This window comes from Pradoshia sp. Z5_111 (assembly GCF_058267535.1).
The window spans coordinates 690,003-707,728 of record NZ_JBZCPQ010000001.1; the positions used below are offsets into that span (position 1 = coordinate 690,003).

Annotated in this window: 16 protein-coding genes; 4 read left to right on the plus strand and 12 right to left on the minus strand. The window is 36.9% G+C overall.

The features are described from left to right. Positions 1 to 127: 127 nt before the first annotated feature. From parC to AC4D4A_RS03370, 3 genes are all read right to left on the minus strand, one after another. Positions 128 to 2,560 (minus strand): DNA topoisomerase IV subunit A, encoded by a 2,433-nt coding sequence (gene parC / locus AC4D4A_RS03360; protein WP_490994761.1) that lies wholly within the window; start codon positions 2,558 to 2,560, stop codon positions 128 to 130. After that, a complete protein-coding gene (gene parE / locus AC4D4A_RS03365) occupies positions 2,554 to 4,512 on the minus strand; it encodes a DNA topoisomerase IV subunit B (protein WP_490994762.1) in 1,959 nt (652 codons plus the stop codon). The genes parC and parE overlap by 7 nt, the downstream gene beginning before the upstream one ends. Positions 4,513 to 4,858: 346 nt before the next feature. Next, entirely contained in the window at positions 4,859 to 5,269 is a 411-nt protein-coding gene (locus AC4D4A_RS03370) for a CoA-binding protein (protein ID WP_066103933.1), read from the minus strand. A 171-nt stretch (positions 5,270 to 5,440) separates the two neighbouring features. Between AC4D4A_RS03370 and plsY the strand changes: the two genes are divergently transcribed. From plsY to AC4D4A_RS03385, 3 genes are all read left to right on the plus strand, one after another. After that, positions 5,441 to 6,049: a glycerol-3-phosphate 1-O-acyltransferase PlsY gene (gene plsY / locus AC4D4A_RS03375; protein WP_490994580.1), complete on the plus strand. Its 609-nt coding sequence runs from the start codon at positions 5,441 to 5,443 to the stop codon at positions 6,047 to 6,049. Positions 6,050 to 6,335: 286 nt separating this feature from the next. Beyond that, entirely contained in the window at positions 6,336 to 7,472 is a 1,137-nt protein-coding gene (locus AC4D4A_RS03380; protein WP_490994581.1) for a CapA family protein, read from the plus strand. A gap of 335 nt (positions 7,473 to 7,807) precedes the next feature. Continuing rightward, positions 7,808 to 8,098, plus strand: a complete 291-nt coding sequence (locus tag AC4D4A_RS03385) for a HesB/YadR/YfhF family protein (protein ID WP_490994582.1) — start codon at positions 7,808 to 7,810, stop codon at positions 8,096 to 8,098. Positions 8,099 to 8,144: 46 nt separating this feature from the next. On the opposite strand, the gene AC4D4A_RS03390 is transcribed toward AC4D4A_RS03385, so the two are convergent. From AC4D4A_RS03390 to AC4D4A_RS03420, 7 genes are all read right to left on the minus strand, one after another. Continuing rightward, positions 8,145 to 8,564 carry an acyl-CoA thioesterase gene (locus AC4D4A_RS03390; RefSeq protein ID WP_490994583.1) on the minus strand — a complete coding sequence of 140 codons (420 nt, stop codon included), beginning with the start codon at positions 8,562 to 8,564 and terminating at the stop codon, positions 8,145 to 8,147. A gap of 38 nt (positions 8,565 to 8,602) precedes the next feature. Beyond that, a complete protein-coding gene (locus tag AC4D4A_RS03395; RefSeq protein WP_490994584.1) occupies positions 8,603 to 10,906 on the minus strand; it encodes an AAA family ATPase in 2,304 nt (767 codons plus the stop codon). A gap of 349 nt (positions 10,907 to 11,255) precedes the next feature. Continuing rightward, entirely contained in the window at positions 11,256 to 11,399 is a 144-nt protein-coding gene (locus AC4D4A_RS03400; protein WP_066103946.1) for an acid-soluble spore protein N, read from the minus strand. A 67-nt stretch (positions 11,400 to 11,466) separates the two neighbouring features. After that, positions 11,467 to 11,598 (minus strand): FbpB family small basic protein, encoded by a 132-nt coding sequence (locus tag AC4D4A_RS03405; protein WP_077248025.1) that lies wholly within the window; start codon positions 11,596 to 11,598, stop codon positions 11,467 to 11,469. Positions 11,599 to 11,722: 124 nt separating this feature from the next. Beyond that, the gene (locus tag AC4D4A_RS03410; protein ID WP_490994585.1) at positions 11,723 to 12,217 is read right to left on the minus strand and encodes a TlpA family protein disulfide reductase; all 495 of its coding nucleotides are present in this window, start codon (positions 12,215 to 12,217) and stop codon (positions 11,723 to 11,725) included. Between the two features lie 155 nt (positions 12,218 to 12,372). Further along, positions 12,373 to 15,102, minus strand: coding sequence for an aconitate hydratase AcnA (gene acnA, locus AC4D4A_RS03415; RefSeq protein WP_490994586.1), 2,730 nt, complete (start codon positions 15,100 to 15,102; stop codon positions 12,373 to 12,375). 229 nt (positions 15,103 to 15,331) lie between these two features. Next, on the minus strand, positions 15,332 to 15,607 hold the full coding sequence (locus AC4D4A_RS03420; protein WP_490994587.1) for a hypothetical protein: 276 nt from the start codon (positions 15,605 to 15,607) through the stop codon (positions 15,332 to 15,334). Positions 15,608 to 15,754: 147 nt separating this feature from the next. Between AC4D4A_RS03420 and AC4D4A_RS03425 the strand changes: the two genes are divergently transcribed. Beyond that, complete coding sequence (locus AC4D4A_RS03425) at positions 15,755 to 15,895, plus strand: small acid-soluble spore protein P (RefSeq protein WP_490994588.1); 141 nt, start codon at positions 15,755 to 15,757, stop codon at positions 15,893 to 15,895. Positions 15,896 to 16,479: 584 nt separating this feature from the next. Here AC4D4A_RS03425 and AC4D4A_RS03430 read toward each other — a convergent pair. Both AC4D4A_RS03430 and AC4D4A_RS03435 read right to left on the minus strand, forming a co-directional pair. Continuing rightward, positions 16,480 to 16,896 (minus strand): GNAT family N-acetyltransferase, encoded by a 417-nt coding sequence (locus tag AC4D4A_RS03430; RefSeq protein ID WP_490994589.1) that lies wholly within the window; start codon positions 16,894 to 16,896, stop codon positions 16,480 to 16,482. A gap of 355 nt (positions 16,897 to 17,251) precedes the next feature. Next, the gene (locus AC4D4A_RS03435) at positions 17,252 to 17,395 is read right to left on the minus strand and encodes a hypothetical protein (RefSeq protein WP_490994590.1); all 144 of its coding nucleotides are present in this window, start codon (positions 17,393 to 17,395) and stop codon (positions 17,252 to 17,254) included. Positions 17,396 to 17,726: the final 331 nt, after the last annotated feature.

The following is a 17,726-nucleotide window of genomic DNA, read 5'->3' on the forward strand; positions in this document are numbered from 1 at the left end:
GGATTATTCTTTATAGATTGCCTGAAATCAAGCTTGATTATGCACTTAACTGATGAAAATCAAAGAAAAAAAGCTGTAAACAGTTCGCACTGCTTACAGCTTTTTGGTTAGAAATTCATTGAAGCTATCAATTTGAAACTTCAGGAGTCTTAACCCATGTTTCCACGATTGGTCCATTTTCTCCTTCATCCATAAAGAACGAACCATTTGAATAGCGATCACTAGGTCGTAATTGGAAGGATGCAACTTCTTCTAACATGCCTTTTTCCGACAAAATCACAATAGTATCAACATCGTTTACAAATTCTATTCCTGCTACTCGATGTGGATTTTTCTTTAACTCTCTCAGCATGACAACTCCTCGTTTAGCACGGGAAGTCATTTCAAACTCACTTCGTTTCATTTTCTTAATAGCGCCTCTCTGTGTAATCAACGCTATCATAGAAGAATCAGTTTCAGCAAAAACTTTACCTGCAACTATATAATCATCGTCCTTAAGATTTATACCTTTAACACCGGCAGCACGTGCTCCAACAGTTGGAATTTCACTTTCAGGGAACATCAATCCATACCCAATAGAAGTTGCCAGGAAGATGTTTTGATTTCCATCTGTTTGATGGATATCCACAACCTGATCATCTCCCTTAAGATTAATAGCTGTTAAAGGTTTTGAGTATCTCGTTGCCTTATATAGGGCTAGTTCAGACTTCTTAACTAATCCATTTTTCGTAACAAATAATAAAAACGATCCTTTTTCAAAATCAGAAACTGGAATAGCCTTTAATAGATTCTGATTCTTATCAAGCGGTACGATATTACTGATATGCTGACCAGTATCCTTCCATCTGATATCAGGAAGTAAGTGAACCGGACAGTAAATATAACTTCCTTTATCTGTGAATAGCAACAAAGTATCGGTTGTATTCATATCCAGCTTATGAAGGAGCCTATCTCCTTCTTTCATTCCGTAATCCTGGCCGCCTGAAGCACTATAAGAACGTAAGCTTGTCCGTTTTATATACCCTTCTTTTGTGACCGTAACGATAACATCTTCGCTTGGAATCAGAACTTCAAGATTAATCTTAATGTCTTGAATTTCAGCTTCTATTAGAGATCTGCGTGAATCTGAAAAATCCTTTTTAACCTCTTTTAGTTCTTTTTTAATAACTGCCATTAACTTCTTGTCATTGCCAAGGATAGTTGTCAGCTCTTCAATTTTTTTACGGAGTTCTTCAGCTTCGTTTTCCAATGCCGTAATATCCGTATTCGTTAATCGGTAGAGCTGAAGGGAAACAATCGCTTCTGCTTGTGCCTCTGTAAATGCGTATTCCTTTATTAGGTTTTCCTTTGCATCCTTTTTATCGAGAGATGCACGGATCGTTGCGATTACTTTATCAAGAATGGAGATCATTTTGATAAGTCCCTCAACAATATGCTGACGATCACGGGCTTTTGCCAAATCAAATTCAGAGCGCCTTGTTATCACTTCACGGCGATGATCAATATAGGCATCCAGCATTGCTTTTATGCCCATAAGCTGAGGACGTTTCTTATGAATGGCAACCATATTGAAATTATATGTAATTTGCAAATCTGTGTTTTTAAATAAATATTGAAGAATAACATCAGAGTCTACTTCTTTTTTCAGTTCAATGACAATCCGTAAACCTGTACGATCCGTCTCATCTCTTACCTCAGAGATGCCCTCAAGTTTACGATCAAGGCGTAATTCATCAATTTTTTTAACCAGATTAGCTTTGTTTACATCAAAAGGAAGCTCAGTAATCGTGATTTGCTGTCTGCCGCCGCGTAATGTTTCAATCGCAGTTTTACTTCGAATAACAATTTTGCCTTTACCTGTTTCGTACGCCTTTTTAATTCCATCTGCCCCTTGGATGATTCCGCCTGTAGGAAAATCAGGTCCTTTTACAGCAGTCATTAGCTCATCAACTGTACAATCTGGATTATCAATTCTCATGATCGTTGCATCAACAATCTCTCCAAGATTATGCGGCGGAATTTCAGTGGCGTAACCAGCTGAAATTCCAGTGGAACCATTTACGAGCAAATTCGGAAATTTAGCTGGCAGTACAATTGGCTCTTCAGCTGTATCATCAAAGTTTGGTACAAAATCGACTGTTTTCTTCTCAATATCTCGTAATAGCTGGCCTGCAATAGAGGATAAACGTGCCTCCGTATAACGCATGGCCGCAGGCGGATCCCCATCGATACTTCCGTTGTTCCCGTGCATCTGAATTAATTCACGGCGAAGCTTCCAGTCCTGGCTCATTCTGACCATTGCTTCATAAACAGATGAGTCACCGTGAGGATGGAAGTTACCGATGACCAGACCGACTGTCTTAGCTGACTTTCTGTATGGTTTGTCATTGGTATTACCATCCGAATGCATAGCGTAAAGAATTCTTCGCTGAACCGGCTTTAATCCATCTCGTGCGTCCGGTAATGCCCTGTCTTGAATAATATATTTACTGTATCGGCCGAAGCGGTCGCCAATCACATCCTCAAGAGGGAGATCGCGGTATTTCTCTGCTGTCATAATACTTCCTCCTCACCAGCAACCGTTAAGTTCTCATTCTCTAAAATATTTCCATCTTCTTCTAAACCAAAAGCAACATTAGCTTCAATCCACTTACGCCTTGGTTCTACTTTATCACCCATTAATGTCGTGATCCGTCGCTCTGCCCGCGCTGCATCATCAATGCGTACACGGATCAAGGTACGTTGTTCTGGATCCATAGTCGTCTCCCATAGCTGGTCTGCGTTCATCTCTCCAAGACCTTTGTATCGCTGAAGCATGTAACCTTTTCCGACCTTTTTAATGGTACCTTCTAATTCATCATCATCCCAGGCATATTCTATAACTTCTCTTTTACCGCTTCCTTTACTAACTTTATATAAAGGAGGTAAGGCGATGAATATTTTACCATGTTCAATTAATGGCTTCATATAGCGATAAAAGAACGTAAGCAATAATACTTGGATATGGGCGCCATCCGTATCAGCATCGGTCATAATGACGACTTTATCATAATTGATATCCTCGATGGAGAAATCAGATCCTACTCCACCACCGACTGCATGAATAATTGTGTTTATTTCTTCATTTTTAAAGATATCTTCAAGTTTAGCTTTTTCTGTATTAATAACTTTACCGCGTAAAGGCAAAACAGCCTGGAATCTTCGATCACGGCCTTGTTTGGCAGACCCTCCGGCAGAATCTCCTTCGACGAGGTATAGTTCATTCTTCAATGGATTACGGGACTGCGCCGGAGTTAGTTTTCCTGAAAGCAATGCTTCAGACTTCTTGCGTTTTTTACCGCTTCGTGCATCTTCCCTTGCTTTTCGGGCTGCTTCTCTGGCCTGAGCCGCTTTAATCGACTTACGGACCAAGGATGTCGCGATATCGGCATTTTCCATTAAATAATAAGATAATTTTTCAGATATAACCGAATCTACCGCAGAGCGGGCATCACTGGTACCAAGTTTACTTTTTGTCTGTCCTTCAAATTGTAATAATTCTTCTGGAATTCTTACAGAAATGATAGCAGCCAATCCTTCCCGAATATCTGAACCATCCAGATTTTTATCCTTCTCTTTCAGCAAACCGGATTTACGTGCATACTCATTAAAAGCACGTGTAACAGCAGTTTTCATTCCTACTTCATGAGTTCCGCCATCTTTTGTTCTGACATTATTGACGAATGATAAAATATTCTCCGAATACCCATCGTTAAATTGAAAAGCAAAATCAACCTCAATATTAGAATGAGTGCCTTCAAAGCTTACAACAGGATGCAATGTATCTTTTTCTTCATTTAGGTAAGAAACAAATGCCTCAATCCCATTTTCATAATAATAAACATCTTTATCATCCGTACGTAAATCGTGTAATTCTATTTTTAACCCTTTTAGTAAAAAGGCTGATTCGCGTAAGCGTTCACTTAAGGTTTCACGATTGTAAACAATGGTAGAGAAAATACTCTCATCCGGTTTAAAATGAATGGTTGTCCCGGTTTGGTTGGTTTTACCGATTTTCTCTAAAGTCGTTACAGGTTTTCCACCATTTTCAAAACGCTGTTCATAAATAAAACCATCACGCTTAATGGTTACAACAAGCCATTCTGATAAAGCATTTACGACCGATGCACCAACACCATGTAAACCACCGCTCGTCTTATAGCCACCCTGACCAAATTTTCCTCCTGCATGGAGGATGGTTAGAATAACCTCCGGCGTCGGTTTACCCATTTTATGCATTCCGGTAGGCATTCCTCTGCCTTTATCCATTACACTGATGCTATTATCTTTATGAATTTTTACAATAATTTCGTCCCCATGTCCGGCCAATACTTCGTCCACGGAGTTATCAACGATTTCATAAACGAGATGATGCAGGCCTCGTGTGTCTGTGCTTCCGATATACATTCCCGGTCGTTTTCGGACAGCTTCTAATCCTTCAAGTACCTGGATGGCATCTTCGTTATAGTCAATAGGTTTTAGATTTTTTGCCACTTATGTACCCCTCTCTTTACGTTACAACTTCTATTATATACATATTATCAAACAAGAACAAATGTTCTTGATAGTATAAACAGCACACTTAAGCTCTATTGCTCTATTTTTACAGATTATTTTTCGTTTCGCAAATAAAGTTTAGATAAAGGTTATGTATACGAGACTTTCTAGCTTCCAGTCCCGGTAAATAATAAATAAAATAAGTCCCTGTATCTTAATTATGGTATCATCTTCAGTGTTTTTACAACTATTAGTTTTTATTACCTACAACATTATAAAACCACCAATGAGCTATTTGCGAGCAATTGGTGGCCATTTTTTATTATTTAGTTAATGCGTGCTCCACTTTTATGCAACGGTCCATAATGACAGTGTAATCTTTGTCCTTTAGCATTTGGAAGGCTTCTTCATCGATAACTCCCAGCTGTGTCCAAAATATATCAGCGTCAATTTCCAAAAATTCCTTAGCCAGGTCCATTACATATTCAGATCGGCGAAAAACATTGACGATATCCACATGTCCCTCAATATCCTTCAATGTCGCAACCGCCTTTACACCCAAAACACTATCCACTGAAGGATTGACCGGGATGATTTCATATCCATTATCCTGCATGGCCTTAGATACCATGTAAGATGTCCGTTCCGGATTATCAGAAAGGCCAACGACAGCTATTCGTTTCGCTTTTTTTAAGAGGAGACCAATTTCATCTCTGCTTGGATTTTCTATCATGAATATAACCCCTTTCAATAATAAAATTTATCCTTATGTATACCCATAGGCTATTATAGAATAAACGGTCAGCTCAGAATAGGGAAGTTAATAAAAATAATTTTTTTATTTTCTTTTTGCAGGTACATGTTAAAATATATTAACTAGTAGTGTAAGAAAGGAACTGTTTATATGTTATATTTTTTGTTTTTATTGGCCTATCTGCTAGGTTCAATACCTTCAGGCTTAATTATAGGAAAAGTTTTTTATAATACTGATATACGTGAGCATGGCAGCGGTAACTTAGGAGGAACCAATACATTTCGGACACTTGGAAAAAAAGCTGGAATTATTGTTACAACGATAGATATCTTAAAAGGGACATTGGCCACCTTATTGCCATACATATTCAATATACAGGCTGATCAATGGCCAAGCTGGATTGCTGTTCCGTTGATATGCGGCTTATTGGCGGTTATCGGTCATATGTACCCTATATTCGCCGGATTCAGAGGCGGTAAAGCTGTAGCTACATCCGGAGGTATTTTGCTCGGATACGATCCACTTTTATTTGTGATTCTAGTTGCATGCTTTTTTGCATTCTTATATCTGACTAAAATCGTGTCACTATCTTCTATGCTAATTGCTGTTGTGGCACTTATCTATTCCATGTTTAGCGGAGATCCTTCCCTGTTAATTCTAATTATTTTCCTGGCAGGATTTATCTTCTATCGCCATCGCGCTAATATCAAACGTATTATTAATAAAACAGAACCTAAGGTTAATTTGTTTAAACGATGATATAAGACTGTTTTTGCAACCACGATTAGTGGTCCAAAAACAGTCTTTTTTATTTTTGTTAAACAGAATACAAAAGCTTTAGGTTTTAATAATTTCCCAAAGCTCGACCTCTATCGACTTATTACCTATTGGGCTTAAATGATCCTTAATTTAGTATAAAATTATCAGTCATATGAAACCATAAAAATACCTTATTTTGCATTTTACTCTAAAAAGTGTCAATATACATGTAGGAATATCTTTTAATATGCACTCATAATTAAAAACTTTAAGCAGGTGAATACTGATGAAAAAATCAGCTCTTCTATCATTTATAATCATAACCGCAGCTATAGGTATAATTATATATCTAAACATTCAGGGGATTTTCAATAAATATGAAGAAAAAAACGTAGCTTTAGCCCATAATAGAGAAGTTATATTATCTGAACGTAACTACCATTCTACTGCTGAAATCGGAGCCATCGGAGATATACTTTTGCATGATAAGGTATATGAAGATGCCAATACTGGTTCTGGTTATGATTTTTCAGATATGTTCGCACCCGTAAAAGACATGTTAAGTAACCCGGATTTTACGATCGCCAATCAGGAATCTATTGCTGCAGGTAGTGACTTGGGTTTATCAGGGTATCCGACATTTAATTCACCTTATGAAATATCGGACACATTAAAAGACGTTGGAATAGACCTCGTAACCTTAGCAAATAACCATTCCCTTGATAAAGGTGAAAAAGGTATTCTGCGTGCAATCGAGTACTATAATAAAATTGATATGCCCTACGTAGGAATTCATAAGAATGAAGAAGATGCCAAACAAGACCGCATCATATACATAAATGGTATTAACATCGGCTTTCTCTCTTACACCTATGGAACAAATGGGATTCCGATTCCGGATGGAAAAGATTATTTAGTCAATTACTTAGATGGTAAAAAAGTCTCGCAAGATATCAAGGATTTGCGTGATAAAGTGGATCTCATACTCATTAATGCTCATTGGGGACTGGAATATCAAAGAAACCCTTCTGATGAACAAAGAAAAATGGCACAGTTAATGTCTGATGCGGGAGCGGATATCATTATTGGCCATCATCCACATGTCCTCCAACCCATTGAATGGATAGAATCCAATCAGAAGAAAACATTAGTTGTCTATTCATTAGGAAACTTCATTTCCGCACAAAAAAATAACTATAAAGACATTGGTGGTATGGTTACCATTAGCGTTCGTAAAGAATGGTCAGCTCAGGGAACTGAGACCGAAGTAACTGACGTAAGCTTCTCTCCAACCTATGTAACCAATCAAAACAACCGTGATTACAGAATAAATACATTTGGAAGTGAAGATGTATTTGGACAGGAAAAGGTCGATAAAGAAAAATTGACTGATTTTATGCTTGGCCTTCCATCAAAAAAATAAGAATTTAAGCTAAATTGCTGTTCCAAATGTGCATAAATTGCATTGGAACAGTTTTTCTTTTTGAGGTTTAGCAGAGAAAAAGATTAAAAGAGATAGATAAGGGCTATAGAGTATTATATTGATAATCTTACAGCTACAGGGTCTTTACCAGAGATGCATTTTTCGCCAAATAAAAAGTTGTGAATTTAAACAGTTTAAACCATTCTACTGATACACCTTTTGTTTACTGAGTGTTACCAATCGTTATCTTACTGAAACTATGTCATAATGGTAATTATTCAGTAGTCAGATAGCTCACCATTATCTACTAATAAACATATCAGGAGGATTCAACTATGGAAATTACAATAGATGAGCAATCAGCTGCATGGTATAAAGCAGAATTGGAACTTGAAAAAGGCGACTGCCTTCGGTTCTTTCCCCGTTATGGAGGCTATAGCCCTATACAATCAGGTTTTTCTTTGGGGATTAGTAAAGAGGAAGGAAAACAAGCCACTGTTACCCTATTAAAGGATGGTATTACTTATTTCGTTAATGAGGATGATGTATGGTATTTTGACGGGAATAATCTCAATATAACCTTTGATGAACAGAAGGCTGAGCCCACGTTCTCCTATAGCAAATAAAAATAGTAATCCCCTGTGTATCACTGACACAGGGGATTCTCTTTATCTATTTTCGTTTGATTTCTTCGTATTTTGCATTCCATTCCGGAAATGCTTTTTTAAACTGGATTGGTCTGAAATTATCTTTTTTTACTACGATGTGCGTAGTTGTTCCAGTTGCGCATATTTGATCATGCTGATTCCGGATCTCATAGCCATACAGTGTTTTTATTCCATTGTTTTCTTCTACCCAAGTATGTACATAGGCTTGATCTCCATATCGCAATGGTGTTTTATAGGTTACATGAATATCGTAAACAGGTGCATAGTAGCCTGCTTCCTCCATATCCGTATATTTATAGCCCAACTCCTCAATAAGGGCTGATCTGCCCAGTTCAAACCATTTAAGATAGTTTGCATGATACATAACACCCATCATGTCAGTATCTGCGTAAAATAATTGGATTTCTTTTTTTGAAACAAACATTCCATCTACACTCCAATTCTACAATAATAGTCCTTTTTCTATTCTAACACATTTTGAAAATCAGCCTTTGTCAGAGTAGAGTAATCAACCGCAGCCATATCCTGGCCAGTCTGCTCGATTAATCGAACCGCCTGTACCTGTATCGCATTGTCAACCAAATTAATAGCAAATCGTCCATTCCCATCAATCTCTATTAGATTCAACTTTTCCACTAAGTAATCCTTAGCTCCCTGGTCCAATATATATTGATATTTACGAGCATAATTTACAATAATTTGCATCAATTCCTCTGTGCTATAATCCGGAAAATGCATGAACTTTTTAAACCTGGATGAAAATCCTGGATTACTGGACAGCAACGCCTTCATTTCATCAGGATATCCTGCCAAGATGATGACAAGGTTTTCATTATGTTTGGTCATCTCATCCACTAAAGTATTCACAACTTCTTTTCCGTAATCTGAATTGGAGGAACTTAATAATGAGTATGCCTCATCAATGAACAACACACCGCCCAAAGCATCCTGAACCTTCTTTTTCGTTTTAATGGCTGTCTGCCCGACATAACCAGCTACAAAATCAGCACGGCTAGCTACAACAAGATGACCTCTCTTCAGCAGTCCACAATCTCGCAGAATTTCCGAGTAAAGCTTTGCGACCGTTGTTTTACCAGTTCCGGGGTTCCCTGTAAAAACTGCATGAAGCTGGACAGGTACCGTTTTTACTCCAGCCTGTCTCCTTGATTGCTGTATCTTTACAAATGCTGAAAGTTTATGAATTTCCTCTTTAATCATATCCAAACCAACGAGATTCTTTAGTTCTGCCTGGGGATTTCCAGTGGATACAGGAAACTGAGAAGAAAAGTCGTCCTCTTGCAGAAGAAGATAATTTAAAAAGCTCTCATTGGCATGCCTTTCACCTGTAGAACCTTTATGGAAGATTGCATCCATAACAATGGATTTAACTGTTCGGGCATTACCGAAAGTTTGATCAACCATCTCATATTCAATTCGTTTTTTTAAGGATGGAATCGCATCAGGAGCGATAAAATAGTGATTTTTTTCTGCCGTTTGAATCGCAATTTCAATCATTTCATCCAATGAATAGTCGGGCAACTCCATATAATTAAAATTCGGGAAACGACTGCGTAAACCAGGATTGCTATCCAGAAACTGTCTCATTTCATCAGGATATCCTGCTAGTATAACAGCGAATCTCCCAGAATACTCTGCACTATCCATGAGAGATATAAGTGTATCTATCACTGTCTGCCCGTAATCTGTTCCTTGTTGGCCTTCTCTTTTTAAGCTATATGCCTCGTCAATGAAAAGAACGCCTCCAACTGCCTCTTCCACAGCTTTCCGAACATTTTCTTCTGTTTGTCCAACATAAGCCCCAACCAATTTAGAACGATCAACCTCTACAATTTTTTCCTTTGGTAGTATGCCTAATTCATAATAGATTTTCCCTAATAATCTGGCCAAGGTAGTCTTACCAGTTCCAGGATTACCCGTTAAAATCATGTTTAGGCTAATATCACCTGTATTACTGAATCCCATTTTTTCACGGTGTTTTTGATACTTCAAAAATTGATAAAGCTGGTTAACCCGTTTTTTTATTTCGTTCAGCCCAATCATTTCGCTCAACTCTGCTAAGGCGCTGGCATGATCCTTTGTATCAACAACTTCATGCTGTGATATAAACTCGTTAAATTGATGAATATGGCTATTCAGAAGATTTAATGAGGATTTTAACTCCTGATAAACAATAGCTGTATGGAAATTTCCGCTTAATGTTTCTTCATACTCTTTTGCCGTAGAGAGTACCTTTTGCATACCATCAAATATATCATTTAAGGATTTTTTGGCAGTATGGATTAAATCGGTTTCTGCCAATTGATTGATTTGTTTTAATGCTTCAGTTGTACGGTTCATGTAATTACTTGTTTCATTTATAATCTGCCCGACCGTGTTACGTTTTGCCGTTCTATTATCCGTTTCTCGTAATGTAGGAGTAGAAAAGCCAGTATATAAGTCATTAAAACGATTGAGCTGCTTGGTTTCCAGCAATCGTTGTATTTCAGAGCGATTATTTAATAATCGGTTTGCTTCATCTAATAAAAGATAATATAAATCATCTTGTTCTTGCTTACTTCTTTCCAGGGCTAATAAATATAACAGCTTTCCTTCTAAGTCTGCTGATATTTCCCACTCCCCTTGGTTTTTACATATAAATTGGAGTGCACCAAGTAGTTCTGCTTTCTTTGGCAGCGAACCTTCTTTAGTCAGCGTTCTCTCCCACTCGTCAATCATATTTTTATAATTGGTTATTGATAATTCCATTTACTGCTTCATCCTTTTTTAAGTCGATGTCTCCATCCTATCATACAACACGTTTCAGATTAATCATTTTAGCTTAATGTAGGATTTGCCAGTTAACTAGTGGAATTTAACATCTTCACCTTCAGAAGTTCTGTCTTATAGTCGTGTAGGCTGTTTCATTTCTAAGTATTTTCACGGTTTATTTTTCTTGGTTACTGGGGTTTTGTTTTAAAAAAACACCATGAAGATTTGGAACATAGTTTTTTAAATTCATAATTGAACGCGGAATGAACCTTTCTGTGCTAAAACCAATATAAAAATCTGCCTGTCTCCATTAGGATTCAAGCAGATTTGAGATTAAATTATTCGGTTATTCACCTTTTGTTTGAATCACGTCTGGATGCTTTCCGGATGTATCTTGCATCTGTTTGCCTTTATTTCCTCCGGCAGCTCTAGGTTGAGTTCCAATATGATTTGGTACAAATGACTTAGAATTTTTCTTCGGATTACCCATTTATCTTCACCCCTTCTATCTTATCATGCTTACTTACGCACGACTTATAAGGTGCAGATATTGGATACTACTCCGCTCGTTCCATCATTCTTTTGTCGATTCGATCTTCCAGTACTTCCATTGCATGTTTATCCATTATAATTTGTTTTTTATTTTCCAGAATTAAATCGGCTAAAGACATCCGTTTACGCTTCTTCATCGTCAATCACCATCCATACATTATTTTCTATTATCATTGCCTACTTTTTCTGTATTTATAACATTTTTAGAAAATAACGATAACTAATAAGACTTTAAAATAAAAAAACAGCCTCAAGGGCTGCTTACATGTTTTCGATATGCTCTTCCATTTGTTTATATTCCATTAACCCTACTACCTTTTTATCAATAACTCCCTCTTCGTTAATGAAGAATGAAGTTGGAATGGACACAACCTTATATTTTTTATTCACTTCACCATCTACATCCAGTACGGTCCGAAACGTAAGTTTTAAATTACTCATAAATCCTTTTATATCTTGATCAGAATCTATATTTACGGCTAAAACAACTACATCAGGATGAGATTGTTTAATTTTTTCCATATCAGGCATCTCTTTTTTACATGGATTGCACCAGGTTGCCCAAAAGTTTAACAACACCTTTTTCCCCTTATAATCAGATAGTGTAATTTCCTTTCCATCTGGATCTTTTAATGTAAAATCGACTGCTTCTTTGCCCTCATCAGCCTTGACAGGTGTATCAGGCTGATTCAACACTTGATAAAATGCTACTCCAATCAGTGTCAGCAATAAAAGTGACCCGATGATTTTTTTCACGCTAAACTCCCCCCAGCCACAAATAGTATACTCCCCACCTGAAATTGTATCAGTATTTCCAATTTTACGAAAGCCAGCAAATCCCAACCAGATAAGATTTGCACTTTCATTTTAAGCAAAAATAAAAAAACTGACCGAAGTCAGTTTTTTTATCGTTACTTAGTAGATGATGCTTCTTGTAATTTGCCTCGTAGGACCATTGGTAAGATACCGCCATGACGATAATAATCGATTTCCACATCAGAATCAAAACGAACTAAAACATCAAATTTCTTCTCTGTTCCGTCCTCTCCGACTGCAGTTACCTCGATGATGTCACGTGGTTTAACATTTTCATTAACAGGAACAAAAATTCTCTCTTTTCCAGTTAAACCAAGAGTTTTAGCGCTTTCGCCTTCTTTGAATTGAAGCGGAAGCACACCCATTAATACAAGGTTGGAACGGTGAATTCTTTCAAAACTTTCCGCAATGACTGTTTTAATTCCAAGTAAGTTAGTTCCTTTGGCAGCCCAGTCACGGGAGCTTCCCATTCCATAATCTTTCCCAGCCAATACAATTAAGCCGGTATCATCTTTTTTGTATTCCATACATGCATCATAAATCGACATCACTTCACCTGTTGGCCAATATGTTGTATATCCACCTTCAGTGCCTGGAGCAATCTGATTGCGAATTCGGATATTAGCAAAAGTACCGCGCATCATAACTTCATGGTTTCCACGACGAGAACCGTATGAGTTAAAGTCACGGATAGCAACTCCTTTTTCACGCAAGTATTTACCTGCTGGTGTATCTTTGCCGATAGATCCAGCCGGAGATATATGGTCTGTTGTAACTGAGTCTCCAAATAATCCTACAACACGCAGTCCATCAAGCGGTTTTACTTCCGAAGGATTAGGATCCATATTTACAAAATAAGGTGGGTTTTGAATATAAGTTGAATCAAAATCCCAATTATATAAAGGTTCGTTGCTGGTTTGGATTTCATTCCATCTTGCATTGTCATCGAATACATGCTCATACTCTTTAAGGAAGAGATTAGATGTTACGGTATCCTGTACAAGTTTATTAACCTCTTCACTGGATGGCCAGATATCTTTGAAATAAATATCTTTTCCATCTTTACCTTTTCCAATTGGATCATTCTCAAGATCGATATCCACTGTACCTGCTAAGGCATATGCGACAACCAATGGCGGTGATGCCAAATAGTTTGCTTTTACTAACGGATGAATACGTCCTTCAAAGTTACGGTTACCGGATAAGACAGAAGTAACAAGTAAATCTGATTCAGCAACAGCTGCTTCAATCTCTTCCATTAATGGACCGGAGTTCCCGATACATGTAGCACAGCCATACCCAACAACATTGAAACCAAGTTTATCAAGGTATGTTCCCAGACCAGAATCACGCAAATAGCCTGTAACGACTTTTGATCCCGGAGCTAATGATGTTTTTACGTGATGTGGAACCTGTAATCCTAATTCCACAGCCTTCTTAGCAACTAGTCCAGCACCCAGCATAACATATGGGTTAGAGGTATTCGTACAGCTTGTAATGGCAGCAATGGCAATATCACCTGTTTTCATCGGCGCCTGACGGCCATCATTCAGCTGAACAGTGATTTCTTTATTAATTTCGTCTTGACTAAGACCGAATCCTGCATTTCCAACCGGAGCTGTTAAAGCTTGATTGAAGGCAGATTTCATATTAGATAAAGGAATCAAATCCTGCGGACGTTTTGGACCGGATAGATTAGCCTCAATTTCTGAAAGGTCAATCTCAATAATTTTTGTATATCTTGGTTCGTCACTGTTTTTATAGTAGAACAAACCGTTTTCTTTACAATATTTCTCAACAATTGCGATATGCTCTTCTGTACGTCCAGTCAAACGCATATAAGTGAGAGATTCCTCGTCAATTGGGAAGAAACCGCAAGTTGCGCCGTATTCCGGTGCCATATTTGCAATGGTAGCACGATCTGAAAGTGAAAGAGCGCTCATACCAGGGCCGAAAAACTCTACGAATTTATTAACTACGCCACTTTTACGCAGAATTTCAGTAACTTTCAACGCTAAATCTGTAGCCATTGCCCCGTTCGGCAAGGAGTTAATAAACCGTACACCGATTACTTCAGGTACTGGGAAATAAGAAGGTTGACCGAGCATTCCTGCTTCCGCTTCTATTCCACCTACACCCCAACCTAATACCCCCAGACCATTGATCATGGTTGTATGAGAATCAGTTCCCACTAATGAATCTGGGAAAGTCATATAATCGCCATCCGGCATTTCTACTGAATGTACAACATTCGCCAAATACTCAAGGTTCACTTGATGAACAATTCCTGTATCTGGTGGAACCGCACGGTAGTTATCAAATGCTTTTTGTGCCCAGCTTAGAAACTGATAACGTTCCGCATTTCGTTCGAACTCAAGGTCCATATTTATCTGCAAGGCATCAGCAGTACCATATTTATCAACCTGAACAGAGTGGTCGATAACAAGATCAACCGGAATTTCAGGGTTTATTTTACCCGGATCTCCTCCGATATCAGCCATAGCTTTACGTAATGAAGCCAAATCGACTACGGTCGGTACACCTGTGAAATCCTGCAAGATAACACGGGAAGGTTTAAAAGGTACATCAATATCGATTGACATATCTTCTGTTCCCCATTTAGCAAGGTTTTCCACATGTTCCTGTTTAATGGCTCTCCCATCCTGTTGACGCAAAACGCTCTCCAGTAAAACTTTAATGGAATAAGGCAATTTGGAAACTTCTCCAACCCCTGCTTCTTCCAATACATTCAAATTGTAGTAATGATAGCGTTTACCGTCGATTTCAAAAAATCTCCGTGAATCGAACACATCATTTTTCCCCAATCAAATTACCCCCTCTAGGTAAAAGATATTACAGAATATAGTAATAAATTGTAGAAAAGTAAAACACTTTTCATTCAATCCTAATATTCTCACAATTTAATATTAATATAACCTTTCCATAAAGTAAAATATAAGTAATTTATTACCTGTCATAAGTTCTGCTTATTGGTAATTATTTTCCTGGTAAAATAAAAGCCGGCCAGCAAAGTAATATTAGCTGGCCGGTACCTTATCGATATTTTTCATATTTGTCTAAATCTGTAACCATTTTGTCTAATGTATTTCTGTAATCGTCCAGTTGGTCCTTTTGATGTTCACTGGCCACTTCATAAGCATTTTCAACCTGCTGATACGCCTCATTAATTTCTTCCCACAAATGCCCCACTTCATGGCCAAATTGAGGATCATGCTGCATCAATTCCAGATTTTCACGGACTTCAATCGCTTTCCTGACACCATTTTGAGCGGATTGAAAGGCTTGAACTTTATTTTTGTGATAAGGCACGTACACCCCTCCTTAACAATATATCTTTTATGATGTACGGAAGTTTATCGCCTTATTCATGATGTGAATCAGCTTCTAAATACCCGTTATAATATACCTGTATAATCATTTAATTGCCTCTCATACTATTCTTAGGAGGGATGTAATATGTCAAATAAAAACGCTAACCATCAAAAAGGTCCTAAAGATAAAAACCACTCTGGCCAACCTGCACCCTTAAGCGGTTCTCATAAAGTGAAAAACAGGCAGCATACACGTCAAAAAAAACATTCTCATCACGATATGTAACAACATTATCTTTTCTTAAAAGACTGCGGGAGGAATTATTTTTCTCTCGCTCTTTAATTCCGTTTAGCTTTAGATAGTATGTAGGAAAGGTCTTCAGCAATATAAATATCATTAACCAAAGATACCTCTTACAATAACCAGAACGGCATTCAGTATAAGAACGGGAATTTTACAATCTTATTTTATTTTTAAGAATGTGATGTTAAGGGAAAGAGAAATGGGTTTAATTCTTCTTTAAATAATGGATGGACAAATAATGTATCATTGCTCTTTGTTAAGAATTTATTGTAGATTTTGTTGTCGTTTGGTGTGAAATAGTGATTACATCATATAGGTGAAGTTGGGCATCTACTTTTTCAAAGATCACAATTACGTCTTCCTCTTTGATATAGAAAATCGCGTCATTAAATACCAGGAGAAAATAAAACATTAATAGGTGCTCGTTATTTTTGACACCCAATTTTGAAGAAATGGGTATTCGTCCCTTAGCGAATTCTTTCATCATTTTTAAATCACTCGTATTTTCTGTATCTAATTGACGTAAAGTATTCGTTTGTACTTGTTGTTTTTTATATCTGCAACGTTTAAAGAAAAGCTGCTTTCCTGTACTTTTTCAAATCCAAACTTTGGATAAAAATCCAAAACGGTTTCATTGGCAAATGGTAGATAAAGTCCGTTTCATTTTCATATTTTTCAATGATATGGTCCATCAATTTCTTAGATAATCCTTGATTTCGATAATCAGGATGTGTCATAACGGTACCAACTTGAATAGCTTTATAATCTTTACCATTACATACAACTGTCATTTTGCTGATAGAGGCATTAGCAATTACTTGCTCTCCATAAACGTATGAATAACAAATATAATTATCATTCCAGCAACCTTTTTCATACCATTTTTTAAAATCTATACCGAATACCTTTTTAGCCAAATCATTGAAGCTTTCTCTATATGCTTCAATACATTTGTAGTCACTAATTAATTGATATTTCGTCATCTTATACCTCCCTCTCTATCTACTCTTTTGTATCTTTTTTACTCAGCCAAAAAGTTATATGACATCTCATCCGCAAACTGCTTCATAAGACCGTATAATAAAGTTACCCAGTAAAATAGTCTTAGCCTTTGATTTATTTAATTTAAATTACAAAAGCTGTAAGAAAAACCTTATACTTTATTCATAAATAAAAATAAGCCAATGCGATAACGAAAACGCATTGGCTTACTTTTATCTATTATTCTTTTTTTCATTTAACACTACTCTTTGAATACTCTTTACAGATAAATAATAGTTAGAACTTAATATATTCATATCAACACCAGCTAGATAATCGCTATATATTTTTTAATCCTTAAATCCAATTCTGTTCTTGTACCTGTGTTAGTTCCCCAGATTTTTTATTACTTTCTTCCCTTGGGATATAGATGTATTCACCATCGACATATTCCTTCAATAGTTCAGATGGTAAAAGATCAATAGCATTTGAATAGCTCATTTTCGCACTCCTAATAATTTATTTAGTTTTATTAGAAAGAGCAAAAGCTATATTATTCATTATCACATAGCCTTTGCTATGCAGCAAAAATATACTTTCTCATACTATATCCTCCCCTTTGGTAAATATATCCTAATCAATCTTTAATAAATCATAACATAAAATAACAGCTATAAATATTAGTAAAACTATAAATCTCGGTATACTTTTGAACTTACCATCACCATTTTTTCAGAAGTTAACTACACATCAATGTACAGGCAAATGGATAAGCAATCCTATGTTATATAAAAGCCATAAACTATACATAAACAGCCTATTAATGACTTGC

What these genes read in the sequence shown, in the direction of transcription:
- AC4D4A_RS03425 (WP_490994588.1), top strand. Translation starts at nt 15,755, where the DNA reads ATGTCAAATAAAAACGCTAACCATCAAAAAGGTCCTAAAGATAAAAAC.
- AC4D4A_RS03430 (WP_490994589.1), bottom strand. Translation starts at nt 16,896, where the DNA reads ATGACGAAATATCAATTAATTAGTGACTACAAATGTATTGAAGCATAT.
- plsY (WP_490994580.1), top strand. Translation starts at nt 5,441, where the DNA reads ATGTTATATTTTTTGTTTTTATTGGCCTATCTGCTAGGTTCAATACCT.
- AC4D4A_RS03385 (WP_490994582.1), top strand. Translation starts at nt 7,808, where the DNA reads ATGGAAATTACAATAGATGAGCAATCAGCTGCATGGTATAAAGCAGAA.
- AC4D4A_RS03435 (WP_490994590.1), bottom strand. Translation starts at nt 17,395, where the DNA reads ATGAGCTATTCAAATGCTATTGATCTTTTACCATCTGAACTATTGAAG.
- AC4D4A_RS03370 (WP_066103933.1), bottom strand. Translation starts at nt 5,269, where the DNA reads ATGATAGAAAATCCAAGCAGAGATGAAATTGGTCTCCTCTTAAAAAAA.
- AC4D4A_RS03405 (WP_077248025.1), bottom strand. Translation starts at nt 11,598, where the DNA reads ATGAAGAAGCGTAAACGGATGTCTTTAGCCGATTTAATTCTGGAAAAT.
- AC4D4A_RS03390 (WP_490994583.1), bottom strand. Translation starts at nt 8,564, where the DNA reads ATGTTTGTTTCAAAAAAAGAAATCCAATTATTTTACGCAGATACTGAC.
- AC4D4A_RS03380 (WP_490994581.1), top strand. Translation starts at nt 6,336, where the DNA reads ATGAAAAAATCAGCTCTTCTATCATTTATAATCATAACCGCAGCTATA.
- AC4D4A_RS03400 (WP_066103946.1), bottom strand. Translation starts at nt 11,399, where the DNA reads ATGGGTAATCCGAAGAAAAATTCTAAGTCATTTGTACCAAATCATATT.
- AC4D4A_RS03395 (WP_490994584.1), bottom strand. Translation starts at nt 10,906, where the DNA reads ATGGAATTATCAATAACCAATTATAAAAATATGATTGACGAGTGGGAG.